The 13394-nt window shown below is 62.8% G+C and carries 7 protein-coding genes; 1 reads left to right on the top strand and 6 read right to left on the bottom strand.

Annotation, left to right across the window (positions count from 1 at the left end):
- Window positions 1-691: 691 nt before the first annotated feature.
- The 4 genes from Q4S45_RS02350 to tkt all read right to left on the bottom strand — a co-directional run bounded on the left by Q4S45_RS02350 (window position 692) and on the right by tkt (window position 8784).
- On the bottom strand, window positions 692-2515 hold the full coding sequence (locus Q4S45_RS02350) for a DUF885 family protein (RefSeq protein WP_305508780.1): 1824 nt from the start codon (window positions 2513-2515) through the stop codon (window positions 692-694).
- A gap of 155 nt (window positions 2516-2670) precedes the next feature.
- Complete coding sequence (locus tag Q4S45_RS02345; protein ID WP_305508778.1) at window positions 2671-5460, bottom strand: TonB-dependent siderophore receptor; 2790 nt, start codon at window positions 5458-5460, stop codon at window positions 2671-2673.
- Window positions 5461-5709: 249 nt separating this feature from the next.
- Window positions 5710-6723 (bottom strand): type I glyceraldehyde-3-phosphate dehydrogenase, encoded by a 1014-nt coding sequence (gene gap / locus Q4S45_RS02340; RefSeq protein ID WP_305508776.1) that lies wholly within the window; start codon window positions 6721-6723, stop codon window positions 5710-5712.
- A 75-nt stretch (window positions 6724-6798) separates the two neighbouring features.
- Window positions 6799-8784, bottom strand: a complete 1986-nt coding sequence (gene tkt, locus Q4S45_RS02335; protein ID WP_305508774.1) for a transketolase — start codon at window positions 8782-8784, stop codon at window positions 6799-6801.
- 143 nt (window positions 8785-8927) lie between these two features.
- Here tkt and Q4S45_RS02330 point away from each other — a divergent pair, with 143 nt between their 5' ends.
- On the top strand, window positions 8928-9653 hold the full coding sequence (locus Q4S45_RS02330) for a 16S rRNA (uracil(1498)-N(3))-methyltransferase (RefSeq protein ID WP_305508772.1): 726 nt from the start codon (window positions 8928-8930) through the stop codon (window positions 9651-9653).
- A gap of 130 nt (window positions 9654-9783) precedes the next feature.
- On the opposite strand, the gene Q4S45_RS02325 is transcribed toward Q4S45_RS02330, so the two are convergent.
- Window positions 9784-12900 (bottom strand): TonB-dependent receptor, encoded by a 3117-nt coding sequence (locus Q4S45_RS02325; protein WP_305508770.1) that lies wholly within the window; start codon window positions 12898-12900, stop codon window positions 9784-9786.
- Window positions 12901-12908: 8 nt separating this feature from the next.
- Window positions 12909-13391, bottom strand: a complete 483-nt coding sequence (locus Q4S45_RS02320) for a hypothetical protein (RefSeq protein WP_305508768.1) — start codon at window positions 13389-13391, stop codon at window positions 12909-12911.
- Between the last annotated feature and the right edge of the window lie 3 nt (window positions 13392-13394).

Here is a 13394-nt window from a genome sequence, read left to right as displayed (position 1 = left end):
AGCAGGCCATCTTCGGTTAACAGGAACCTGTCGTACCAGCGAAGGCTGGTACCCATGCTGAACCGGCTTTCACCTCTATCGCGCGCTCAGCATGGGTACCTGCCTGCGCAGGTACGACAAGTTAGCTATTTGCTCGCTGCGAGCAGGCCATCTTCGGTTAGCAGGAACATGTCGTACCAGCGAAGGCTGGTACCCATGCTGAATCGGCTTTCACCTCTATCGCGCGCTCAGCATTGGGTACCTGCCTGCGCAGGTACGACAAGTTAGCTATTTGCTCGCTGCGAGCAGGCCATCTTCGGTTAGCAGGAACATGTCGTACCAGCGAAGGCTGGTACCCATGCTGAATCGGCTTTCACCTCTATCGCGCGCTCAGCATGGGTACCTGGCGTGCGCAGGTACGCCAAGTTAGCTATTTGCTCGCTGCGAGCAGGCCATCTTCGGTTAGCAGGAACCTGTCGTACCAGCGAAGGCTGGTAGCCATGCTGAATCGGCTTTCACCTCTATCGCGCGCTCAGCATGGGTACCTGCCTGCGCAGGTACGACAAGTTAGCTATTTGCTCGCTGCGAGCAGGCCATCTTCGGTTAGCAGGAACCTGTCGTACCAGCGAAGGCTGGTACCCATGCTGAATCGGCTTTCACCTCTATCGCGCGCTCAGCATGGGTACCTGCCTGCGCAGGTACGGCAAGTTAGCTATTTGTTCGCGGCGATCCAGCGATCCACGCGCGCTTCCAGGATCGGCAGCGGCAAGGTGCCCTCCCCCAGAACCACTTCATGGAATTTCGGCAGGCTGAATTTTTCGCCGAGCGCCGCCTGCGCGCGGGCGCGCAGCTCCTGGATTTTCATCGCGCCCATCTTGTAGCTCAGCGCCTGCGCCGGCCACGCCATGTAGCGCTGCACCTGGTTGGTCGCCCCCGCCTCACTCAAGCCCAGGCGCTGCTGCATGTAGGCGATCCCCTGCTCGCGGCTCCAGCCCTTGGCGTGGATGCCGGTATCGACCACCAGCCGCACCGCGCGCGTCAGTTCCGCGTTCAGGTGGCCGAAGTACGCCGCAGGATCGTCGAACAGGCCGAACTCCTTGCCCAGGGTTTCCGCATACAGCCCCCAGCCTTCGGCGAAGGCGGCGCTGGCCATGTATTCGGTATTGAATTTCCTGAAGTCGGGCAGGCCGAGCTCCTTGAGCAGGCCGGCGTGCAAATGATGGCCGGGCTGCGCCTCGTGCAGGAACAGCGTGGTCATGCCGGTCGTGTTGATGGCCTTCGGATCGTTGACCACCACCCAGAACACGCCGGGATGCGAGCCGTCGGCGGCGGCCGGCGTGTAGTGGTTCGAGGCCGTGGCGCGCGACAGTTCAGGCTCGAGCTGGATCTCCATCGCCGACTGCGGCAGCTTGCTGAAGTAGGACGGCAGCTTGGCCTTGACCACGGTATCGAGCTGGCGGTAGGCGTCGAGCACCTGCTGCTCAGTGGTGAAGGGCTTGAATTTCGCCTGCGCGGCGCCCCACTGCGCCAGGCCATTCGCCGGCCCGGTGTAGCCCAGCTTCGGCCCCAGCGCCGCCATCTGCTGCTCGATGCGGGCCACTTCGCTTAAGCCGATGGCGTGGATCGCGTCGGGCGTGAGCGAGAGCGTGGTGCGGTTCTTGATCAGGGCCTGGTACCAGGCCGCGCCATTCGGCAGCTCGCTCCAGCCGGTGCTGGCGCGGCTGGCAGGCAGGTAGCCCGCTTCCAGGTAGGCCACCAGGCGGTCGAGCGCCGGCGCGATCCGGCCGATCGCCTGGCCATAGGCGGCCGTCAGCTCCTGCTTGTCCGCCGCCGAAAAACTGGCCGGCAGCTTGCGGATCGGCGTGTAGTAGATGCTGTCCTGCGCGCTTGCGCTGCGCAACTGGCGGAACTGCGGCAGCATGGCGAGCGTGATCGCCTTCGGCTGCACGACGCCGCGCCGGACGCCTTCGCGCATGTTGGCGATGGCCTGGTCGATCCAGCCCGGCAGCTGGCGCAGGCGGCCCAGGTAGGCGTGGTACTGCTTCACCGTCGCCAGCGGCTGCGAGCCGGTGCCGCTCGCATAGTTGGCCAGCGTGCTGGGCACGTTGTCGAACTGGTCGAGCGGCAGCAGGTAATCGGGGAACGGCTCCATCGCCAGCGCGCTGTCGAGCTCATAGGCCAGCAGCTCGTGGTTGAGCCGGTCGCGGTCGTCCAGGCGGTCGCGAGGAATCGCCGACAGCTGGCGCCGCAACTGGCGGTAGCTGGCGTAGTGCGCCGCGCGCACTTTCGGCGCGATGCCCAGACCCAGTTGGTCGTCGTAGCGGCTGTCGCCGTTGGCGGTCATCATCAGCGGCTCGAACGCGGCGCGCTCGGCATAAAAGGCGTCGGCAAGCCGGTTCAGTTTGCTCGCTTGCGCCACGGCGGGCGCGGGAGCCGCAGCGGCGGCAGAGCACAGCGGCGCGCCCGCGGCGCCAAACAACACGGCCGCTGCCAGCACGCGGCCGGTCAGGGAAAAACAGAAACGGCTGATACGCATTGCACATCCTTGGTGGTTGACCGGCTCGCACGCCGGATTTGTTGGTCAAACGGCTGCCCGCAGTTTACTTGAACTGCGCCGCCGGCGCGGACGAAAAAAAGCCGCCCGGCTTGCGCGGGGCGGCTTTCAGGTCCAGCGACTACAAAACAGCTAGCTTAGAACGTGTATTCCAGGACCACGCGTGCGACACGGCCGCGCAGCGGTGGATTGCCGGCGCGTTCGTTGACCACAGGGGCGCGGTTGAACACGTTGTCCAGGTTGAAGCGGATCGTCGTCTTCTTGATGCCGGTGTAGCTGAAGTTGAAGTTGACCAGCAGGTCTTCGTCCAGCTTGCAGTAGTCCGAAGGGATGCCCTGCGCGGCGCAACCTTCGGCCGTGTAGTTGCTATCGTAACGATCGGTCACCAGGCGCGTTTCAGGCACATAGGTCACCGCACCGCCCACGTTCCAGTCACCCTTGCTCCAGTTGGTGGCAGCGCGGATGTTGTAGCGATAGTTGCCGTAGTCGCCCGTCAGGTTTTCCGTGTAAGTATCGGTGACGGTGTCCCAGCTGCGGTAGTCCAACTGGTAGTTGGCCTTGATGCTGCTCTTGAGCTTGCCAGCCGAACCCAGGGTCAGGCTGTTCGCCAGTTCCATGTCAATACCCGAAACGCGGGTCTTGTTCAGGTTCTCGTAGCGCTTGTTCAGCGACGCCACAGGACCGACCGGGAACACGATGGTCTTGCCGGACAGTTCGAATGCACGCTGCGACAGGCGCTGGTCTTCTGGCGTCACAGCAATACGCTGGACGCTGCCAGGCAGCTTGTCTTCGTTGGCCAGGACCTGGTCGACGCTCTTGGTGCCGATTTCATTGCGCCGTTCGATGCGGTAGTAATCCATCGTCAGGGTGGTGTTCTTCTTCGGCTCCAGCACGAAACCAAAGTTCAGGCTCTTCGATTTCTCCGGCTTCAGCTCAGGGTTGCCCTGAACCGCGGTGGCGAAGCTGGTGGAGCAGCCGCTGTCGCGCGCGCGGGCACTGTCGGCCAGGTCGAGCGCGTTGCCAGTCTTGAGAATGTCGTACAAGGCGTTGGCGGTTGCGCAGCGCTTCGGATCGACGATGCCGTTGTTGAACGCGGCCAGCGCGATCTTGCCGGTTTCCGCAACGTTTGGCGCGCGGAAGCCGTTGGCGACCGTGCCGCGCAGCATGAACGTAGGCATGACCTGGTAGCGCAGGCCCAGTTTCGGCACGAACGAGATGTCGGCCTGGCCAACCTTGTCGGCACGCACCGCGCCGTTCAGTTCCAGCTTCTTGGTGATCGGCGCATTGAGCTCGGCAAACGCGGCGCTGATGTTGCGCGCGCCGCTGACATTGATCGAACCGTAGCCGACGATTTCGGCGTTGGCGATGTTATCGCTGACATAGGCGTTGAAGCTGTCGCGGCGATAATCGCCACCGATCGCCAGGCTCAGCGGACCGCCCGACAGTTGCATCAGCTCACGGGTTGCCTTTGCGTCGATCCAGGTCTGCTTCGATTCGCCGCCGAAGGTGATGGTCGGGAACATGCGATTGAGCAGTTCGGCGCTGTTCTGGCCGAAGAATTTGTACTCGCCGCTGTTGATCGCCGCCAGGTAGTTGGCAGCGTGCTTGCCGCCGCGCATATCGTTGACCACGCGCGAACCCATCGCGCCAATGGCGGTGTTCCACTCCCAACCGAAGTCGGTGCCTTCGAGGCCCGCCAGGACGCGGTACTGCTTCGCTTCGGCGACGCCCTTGAACAGGCTCGGATCGTCGGCGTAACGGTAACGCAGGGCGACCGGGAACGGGTACGGGTTGTTCGGATGGCCGACCGGCAGCTTCGGTTCGGTGAAGAACTTCAGCGTGCCTTCCTTCGAGCTGTACCAGCGCGACGCCGTGCCGGTGTATTGCATGATCGGCGGCGGGTTGTAGTAGGTCGTCGTGGTCTGCGAGTACGTCACTTCCGAGAAAGCGCTGCGGCCCGAAGACAGGTTCAGGCGGCCGCCGCCGAAGAAGTTGTAGCGCTTCGCTTCGGCATGGATGCCCAGGCGGTCATACTGGTCGAACCGGCACAGGCCGCTGACCAGGGTGGTGCAACCGGCCATCGGGGTGCTGAAGCTCTTGCCGGCCAGCGCAGGATCGGCGTAGTTGCTTGGGTATTTGTCGACGTAGTTGCCTGGGTAGGCGTAGGTCGAGGTGACGCCGAAGGAAGGATTGCGGTCCTTGTACCAGGTCGGCACCGCATTTTCGACTTCGCGGTCCGAATACGGTGTGCGGTGGTAGGCTTCGAAGTTACCGAAGACGTTGTAGCCGTCCACGCTCAGGTCGCCGATACCGCCGGTGATCGATGCGGTCTGGTCCTTGTCGAGCGCGTTGTTCAGCAGCGACTGGCGCGCGCCGGCGCGGACCGTCAGGCCCTTGTACGACTTCTTGGTGATCACGTTGATCACGCCTGCAACGGCGTCCGAGCCATAGATCGCGGAGGCGCCGTCGAGCAGGATTTCGACGCGGTCGATGATTTCCGACGGCAGCGAATCGATGTTGACGAAGGTTTCCTGGCCGCCGTCGGCCAGGCCATAGTTGGACACGCGGCGACCGTTCAGCAGGGTCAGCGTGGAGCTCTTGCCGAGGTTGCGCAGCGAGACGCCCGTAGCGCCGCTGGCGAACGAATTGCCGCCGCCCAGGTCGGACAGCGCGCCGGTGTTCGAGGTCAGGGTGTCGAGCACTTCCTTGACGGTACTTGCGCCGATGGCGACGATTTCCTCATGGGTCACGACCTGGACCGGGGAAGCGGTTTCGCCGTCGATACGTTTGATGTTCGAACCGGTCACGACGACCCGTTGCATGGCCGGCGCGTCCGCAGGCGCCGTCTGCGCAACCGCGAATTGCGACGAGCCGAGCGCCAACGCGACTGCGAGAACGCACGGCTTAAGGATGAACTGCTGTTTCAAGATGTTTCCCCTGTGTTTATATGAATTCCCGATCTTATGGTTCGGGTTCTCGTTTGATGTAGTGGTTCCTACACGCAACCCATGAGATTGGCATACAACATAGTTTCAAGTAAAGAAGGGTTGTGGACAAAAGGTAATTTTTCACCGAAGGGTGTTGGTTTTTCACCAAACTTTCCCGGTTTTCGAAAAAAAATGGACGAAAAAAAACCCGGGCAGGCGCCCGGGCTTGTGGGTGATGACTTGCGAAAATTACTTGGCGTTCATCAGCGCGACGGTGGTGTCGAGCATTCGGTTCGAGAAACCCCACTCGTTGTCGTACCACGACGATACTTTCACCAGGCGGCCCGACACCTTGGTCAGGGTCGAATCGAAATTCGACGACGCCGGGTTGTGGTTGAAGTCGATCGACACCAGCGGCTCGGTCTGGTAGGTCAGGATGTCCTTCAGCGGGCCTTCCGCCGCCGCTTTCTGCATCAGCTGGTTGATTTCTTCCACCGTGGTGTCGCGCTTGGCGATGAAGGTCAGGTCCACCAGCGACACATTGATGGTCGGCACGCGGATCGCGAAGCCGTCCAGCTTGCCGTTCAGCTCAGGCAGCACCAGGCCGACCGCGGCGGCCGCGCCGGTCTTGGTCGGGATCATGCTCATGGTGGCCGAACGGGCGCGGCGCAGGTCTTCGTGCATCACGTCCGACAGCACCTGGTCGTTGGTGTAGGCATGCACGGTGGTCATCAGGCCGCTTTCGACGCCGATCGCGTCGTTCAGGGGCTTGACCAGCGGGGCCAGGCAGTTGGTGGTGCAGGAGGCGTTCGAGATCACCGTGTCGCTGGCCTTGAGCACGTTCTGGTTGACGCCGTAGACGATGGTGGCGTCCACGTCCTTGCCGCCCGGCGCCGAGATGATGACCTTCTTGGCGCCGCCCTTCAGGTGGGCCGAGGCCTTTTCCTTGGTGGTGAAGAAGCCGGTGCACTCGAGCACCACGTCCACGCCCAGCTCGCCCCATGGAATCTCGGCAGGGTTGCGCTGCGCGAACACGCGGATCGGATCGCCGTTGACGATCATGTTGTCGCCCTCGACGGTCACGGTGCCCGGGAACTTGCCGTGCGCGGTGTCGTAGCGGGTCAGGTGGGCGTTCGACTTGGCGTCGCCGAGGTCGTTGATGGCGACGATCTGGATGTCTTGTTTCTTGCCGCCTTCATAGAACGCGCGCAGCACATTGCGGCCGATGCGGCCATAACCGTTGATTGCAACTTTGATCGTCATTACTTCTCTCCTGGTTAAAAAAATCCGTTCGCATGCGACACGGGCAGGATATCCCTGCCCGTGCCGTCCTCCAAATTAAGCCAGTACTGCCTTGACCTTGCTCACCACGTTTTCGACGGTGAAGCCGAAGTGCTTGAACAGGTCCGGCGCCGGGGCCGATTCGCCGAAGCTGTCGATGCCCACCACCGCGCCTTCCAGGCCCACATACTTGTACCAGAAATCGGTCACGCCAGCCTCAATGGCAACACGCGGCACGCCTTTCGTCAAGACGCTGGCTTTGTAGGCGGCGTCCTGGCGGTCGAACACGTCGGTCGACGGCATCGATACCACGCGCGCGGCCATGCCCTGCTCTTTCAAGGCGGCGGCCGCCTTGACGGCCAGCTCGACTTCCGAACCGGTGGCGATCAGGATGACTTTCGCGTCAGGCGCGTCCTGCAGCACGTAGCCGCCGCGCGCGATGTCGGCGATCTGGGCCGCGCTGCGATCCATGAACGGCAGGTTCTGGCGCGAGAAGATCAGAGTCGACGGACCATCCTTGCGCTTGACCGCGGCGCCCCAGGACACGGCCGATTCGACCGTGTCGCACGGGCGCCAGTTGTCCAGGTTCGGGATCAGGCGCAGCGACGAGACGTGCTCGACCGACTGGTGGGTCGGGCCGTCTTCGCCCAGGCCGATCGAGTCGTGGGTGAACACGAAGATCGAGCGCAGCTTCATCAGGGCGGCCATGCGCAGCGCATTGCGGCTGTAGTCCGAGAAGGTCAGGAAGGTGGCGCCAAACGGGATGTAGCCGCCATGCAGGGCGACGCCGTTCATGATCGCGCTCATGCCGAATTCGCGCACGCCGTAGTTGATGTGGTTGCCCGGCTTGCCGGAACGCACCGCGATCGACTCTTTCCAGTTGGTCAGGTTCGAGCCGGTCAGGTCGGCCGAGCCACCCAGGAACTCGGGCAGCGACGGCGCCAGCGCCTGGATGGCGTTCTGGCTGGCCTTGCGGGTGGCGGTGTTTTCCTTCTTGTCGACGCAGGAGGCGATGGCTGCGGCCAGGGTCTCGTCGAAGTTGGCCGGCAGGTCGCCATTCATGCGGCGCTCCAGTTCAGCGGCTTCCTTCGGGAACTGCTTGCGGTAGGCGTCGAAGGTGGTGTTCCATTCGGCTTCCACGGCAGCGCCCTTTTCCTTGGCGTCCCACGAGGTATAGACGTTGGCCGGGATCTCGAACGGGGCGTGGCTCCATTCCAGGTGCTCGCGCACCGCCGCCACTTCCTTGTCGCCCAGCGCGGCGCCGTGCACCTTGTCGCCGCCCTGCAGGTTCGGCGAGCCCTTGCCGATCACGGTCTTGCAGCAGATCAGGGTCGGCTTGTCCGACTTGCGCGCCTGCGCCAGCGCGGCGTCCACCGCCGCCACGTCATGGCCGTCGACGTTGCGGATCACGTTCCAGCCGTAGGACTCGAAACGCTGCGGGGTGTCGTCGGTGAACCAGCCTTCGACCTTGCCGTCGATCGAGATGCCGTTGTCGTCGTACAGGGCGATCAGCTTTTTCAGGCCCAGGGTGCCGGCCAGCGAGCACACTTCGTGCGAGATTCCTTCCATCAGGCAGCCGTCGCCGATGAAGGCGTAGGTGTAGTGGTCCACCACTTCAAAGCCCGGCTTGTTGAATTCGGACGCCAGCAGGTACTCCGACAGGGCCATGCCAACCGCGTTGGCGATGCCCTGGCCGAGCGGGCCGGTGGTGGTCTCGACGCCTGGCGTGATGTCCACTTCCGGGTGGCCCGGGGTCTTCGAGTGCAGCTGGCGGAACGACTTCAGGTCGTCCATCGTGACCGCATAGCCCGACAGGTGCAGCAGCGAGTAGTGCAGCATCGAGCCGTGGCCGTTCGAGAGCAGGAAACGGTCGCGGTTGGCCCACTTCGGATTGGCCGGGTTGTGGCGGTAGTGGCCGTCCCACAGCGCGACGGCGATTTCGGCCATGCCCATCGGCATGCCAGGGTGGCCGGAATTGGCTTTCTGGACTGCGTCCATTGCCAGCGCGCGGATTGCGTTGGCCATCAGAGTAGTGGTTTGCATAGGTTTCATCGCTCGAATTGTTGAAGTCGTAAGAATGGGGAGTGCGGGGCGGGACTGGCGTCACTGAACCAACTATTTTACCAGAGGCCGGCCCCGGGCCTTAAAATGCCCCTGATTACTAGGCTCAACCACAGGATTCTTGCATGCCGCGTTTCTACTGCCCCCAGCCCTTCGCGGTGGGCGACACCATCGACCTGCCCGACCCGGTGGCCCACCACGCCTGGGTGGTGCGCCTGCAGCCGGGCGCCGAACTGACCCTGTTCAACGGCGACGGCGGCGAATACCTGGCGCAACTGGCCGTGCTGGAGAAAAAGCGCGCCACCGCGCGCGTGCTCGCCTTCGTCGAGCGCGACCGCGAGCTGCCCTACGAGATCACGCTGGCCCAGGCCCTGCCGGAAGCGGCAAAGATGGACTGGATCATCGAGAAGGCGGTCGAGCTGGGGGTGGCGGCGATCCAGCCGCTGGCGGCCCAGCGCAGCGTGGTCAAGCTGGCGGCCGACCGGCTTGAAAAGCGCCAGGCCCACTGGCAGGGAGTGATCGTGGCGGCGTCCGAGCAGAGCGGGCGCAACCGGCTGGCGCGGCTGGCGCCGCTGGGCAATTTCCACGGGTGGATAGGCCAGAACGGCCTGCACAAGCGCATCCTGCTGTCGCCCCGCGCGACCGAATCGCTGGCGCACTGGGCGCGCCACCAGCCGCCGCAGGCGATTTCGCTGCTGGTGGGACCGGAAGGGGGATACACCGAGCAGGAAGAAGACGCGGCCATCGCCCAGGGCGCGATCGCGCTGTCGATCGGCCCGCGCATCCTGCGCACGGAGACGGCCGGCATCGCCGCCGTTGCCGCGCTGAACGCTTTCTGGGGCGGCTTCTAGGCCATCCACCGGCCAGCGGCGTCCTGCCGCCCGCCCTTTCCACTGACGAAAAAAACCGCCGGACGAATCCGGCGGTTTTTGTTTTTGCGCTCCGAAGCAGGCCTTGCGGCCTGCCGGGCGATCGAGTCGCTTAGAACTTCTTGTTGTACTCGACGGTGAAGCGCGCGGAGCGTGCTGCCGTGTAGCTCAGCACAGCGCCGGCACGGGCGGCGATAAAGCCCGACGAAGTTTCACGGGTGTCATCGAGGACCTGGACGGTCTGACGGTTGGTGACGTTAAACACGTCCAGCTTCAGCGACAGGCCGTTGACAACTGCAGGCGAGTACACCAGGTTCATGTCCAGGCGAACATCCCATGGGTACTGGCCCAGGGTGCCGCGTGGAGCTGGAAGCGATGGACCGGAAGCATCCAGGGATTGCTTGCAGTAGTGGAACGCAGCACCGTAGCCGAAGTCGTTGACCGCTTGCAGCGGGTGAATACCCAGGCAACCCTTCGGACGACCCGAGGCAGCCAGGAAGTTACCGCCGACGGTCCACTCAGGGGTAGCCTGGTAGAAGCCGAATGCCTTGATCTGGTGCTTGCGGCTGTTCGGCAGTTCGCCATCCGCGTATTCCATGATCTGGGCGAAGTCCCACACCGCGGTGATCGACACGTTGGCCTGGGCGGTATCCGAATTGGTCTGACCTTCGGTGTTACCGTGGTTCTTGGCCAGCGTGTAGTTGACCTTACCGTACCAGCCATCACGCAGTGGGTGTTCTGCGAAGAAGTCCAGTGCCGAGTAGATGCGCTTGGTCTTCGGCAGGCCGATTTCCGCAGCGGTCAGCTTGACCGTGGTCAGGGTTGGCTTGATCGCTGGATCGCCGTTGTTGAAGTCAACCAGGAAAGTCTGGTCTTCGCCCGGGTTCATGATGACGCAGCCGAGGCCGAATTTCCAGTTGGCGGTGCTGACGCCGTTACGCGCTGCCCAGTTGTCGAACGGGGTCTGGTCGCAGTAGTCGTCCGCGGTCGAACGCAGCTTGCGGTACGTGCCCTTGACACCGAAGTTCAGCGAAGGCGAGAAGGCCTTCTCGAAACCGAGGGTCACTTCGTCCTGGTAGGTCGGCTTCAGGTTGGTCGCGGTGATGGTGCGCGGATCCTTGGCCTGGCCGAATTCGTTGTTGGACGAACGCGGTGCGGTCAGCTGGACCAGGCCCAGCGGCTGGCCGTTCGCATCGATACCCGAGTAGGTGTAGAACTGCTGGGTGTTGGTGGCGCGGCTGGCGCCACGTACCGTCACGTTGGTCGGGATCTGCACGAAGTAGCGGCCGGCGCTACCGTACACCTTGAAGCTGGCGTCGCCGTTGACGTCCCAGGCTGCCGACAGGCGTGGCGAGTAGTTGCCATCCTGCTTCAGGAAGGTTTCGTTGTCGCCGTTGCGGTTCGTGAAGCCTTCGCGACGGATACCGCCGGTCACGAGCAGGTTCTTGGTGACCTGCCATTTATCTTCCAGGTACTCCGCCGACTGATCCGACGCTGCCGAGGTCGAGGTGCTGAACTGCACCTTGCGGACGTAGAAGCCGTTCAGGCCCGACTGGCCGCCGGTTGCAGGCGCCACTTTCGATCCGGAACCCATGCTGATCGGGGTGGTCGGCAGGGCTTCGGCCGATTTGAAGTAGGTCCAGGTTGCGCCGCCAGGCGTTTCCTGGCCGGCGTTGATCGACGACATCTTGACGCGGTCGAGACCAGCACGCAGGGTGTGGGTAGCGATCTTGTACTCGAGGTCGAGGCGCTTGGCCTTGACCTTGTCGGCTGCGCCGTCCGGCGTGATGTTGAAGGTCACCGGGTTCGGGTTAGGAATCGGGACAGCCGGGTTAGGGTTGCCGTTCGAGCCGATGGCGGTACCTGGCAGCAGCGTGCTGATGCCGGCGAAACGGTTGGTGTGGCGGACATTGCTGTCGCCGGCCAGGGCGCTGATGGTCAGGTCGTCGGTGATGTTACCGGTGTACTTGAGCATCTGCACATCGCCGCCCGACGAAGGCGTAAAGCCGTTGGCGCTGGTGTCGTTCGACCAGTTGCCGCGCAACGACAGCACGCGGTTGGTCTGGTGGGTGGCGAAGTTGTAGTCGTACGACGAACGGTCGGCCTTGGCATCGTCGCCGATCTTGGTGAATTCCAGACGATGGTTGTCGGTGATGTTCCAGTCGAACTTGGCGGTGTAGCGATCCTGGATCGCGCGGCTCTCGACCCAGCCGGCCGGCGTCGTCGGGTTCGCGGTGAACGCCGTGTTCACAAAGTTGGTGTCGGTGTTGGTGGTTTCGCCGGCCAGGAACATGAACAGCTTGTCCTTGATCAGCGGGCCGCCGACATACGCGCCTACGCGCTTGACGTCTTTGGTGTTGCTCTCGCGCCACACGCGTACCTGGCCGTCAGTGGTGGCGTTGAGCAGATTGCCCTTCGCGTCCAGCGCCTTGGTGTTCTCGTACATGTAGTTCTTCGACTTGCTGCGCCATGCGTTTGGCTCGACCGAATACTGTGCGCCGACTTCCCAGTTGTTGGTGCCGGACTTGGTGGTGATGTTGACCACGCCGCCGACCGAACGGCCGAACTCGGCGCCGTAGCCGCCGGTCAGCACCTGGGCCTGGGCAATCGCGCCGAATGGCAGTTCCGATGCGCCCAGCTGGGTCAGTGGGTTGGTGACAGGGAAACCGTTGATGTAGTACGCATTTTCCGATGGACCGCCGCCGCCGAAGCTGTCGCCGGCTGCGTAGCGCGGGTCGCCGCGGGTGGTGTTCGGGGCCAGCTGGACGATCGACGCCACGCTTGGAGCGATCGGCAGGCGAGCCAGTTCACGGGCGGTAAACACGGCGCCGTTGTTGGTGTTCGACACGTCGATACGGGTGCGACGGCCCTGGACCTGCACCGACTGCACGCCGCTGACCGGGAAGATGGCTTCCGCGCCCTGGCCGGCGATGACGTCCACTTCGGACGTGGCGCCCGCGGTGTTGCCCTTCATCAGGGTCGCGCGGTAGTGGCCGATTGCCAGGCCGGACGCCTGGAATTTGCCGTTTGCGTCAACCTGGACCGTACGGGTCTGGTTCGTATCCGTATTACGCAGCACCACCGAATTGGCGGAACCAGCAGGCACGGTACCGAAAATGATACCGACCGTGTTCGACTGCGCCATTGCTGGCTGCGTAACGGCGGCGGTCAACGCTGCGGTGGCGAACGCGACCGACAAGGCGCGTACTAGTACAGTTTTTCTCAACATGTGATTTCCTAATGTTTTTTAAAGCTTTTCGAAAACGATCGGCTTTTGGTAAGGGTGTTGTTTCGTTCTAAATCACGGGTGTTTCTCTCTTGCCCCACTACTTCGTACTTCTTTTCGTTCAATGAACGAAATAATAAACATCGTTTGATTACAAACAACAATTTAAGTGCTACATAGAACCATATCGAAACAAGCGATGTCAATCTTGCAGGAGGGTTACCGTGCATATAAACAACAGTTAAAAAATTTGCACAATTCTCGGGCGAATTTTGCACGCCGATGGTGCGCCGCAACGTAAAGAACTCCCGGTATGGACGCACGGTGCAACCGGTACGCGGCGTTTGGCGGACGATGGATGACAATCGGCGCAAATCAACGGGACCGGTTCTGAGCGGCAATTGCTGCGCTGCGACATCAAAATGCGGCGCCGAAGCAGCCGATTCCGGTCCAATGACGGCCTCGGGTAAAATAGCGGATTCACCGCGATCCATTCC

The organism is Massilia sp. R2A-15 (assembly GCF_030704305.1).
GTDB lineage: Bacteria > Pseudomonadota > Gammaproteobacteria > Burkholderiales > Burkholderiaceae_D > JAFCUW01.
Note: the sequence above shows the minus strand (reverse complement) of the source record. Positions and strands in the feature narration are given on the sequence as shown.

What these genes read in the sequence shown, in the direction of transcription:
- Q4S45_RS02350 (WP_305508780.1), bottom strand. Translation starts at nt 2,515, where the DNA reads ATGCGTATCAGCCGTTTCTGTTTTTCCCTGACCGGCCGCGTGCTGGCA.
- gap (WP_305508776.1), bottom strand. Translation starts at nt 6,723, where the DNA reads ATGACGATCAAAGTTGCAATCAACGGTTATGGCCGCATCGGCCGCAAT.
- tkt (WP_305508774.1), bottom strand. Translation starts at nt 8,784, where the DNA reads ATGCAAACCACTACTCTGATGGCCAACGCAATCCGCGCGCTGGCAATG.
- Q4S45_RS02330 (WP_305508772.1), top strand. Translation starts at nt 8,928, where the DNA reads ATGCCGCGTTTCTACTGCCCCCAGCCCTTCGCGGTGGGCGACACCATC.
- Q4S45_RS02325 (WP_305508770.1), bottom strand. Translation starts at nt 12,900, where the DNA reads ATGTTGAGAAAAACTGTACTAGTACGCGCCTTGTCGGTCGCGTTCGCC.
- Q4S45_RS02320 (WP_305508768.1), bottom strand. Translation starts at nt 13,391, where the DNA reads ATGGATCGCGGTGAATCCGCTATTTTACCCGAGGCCGTCATTGGACCG.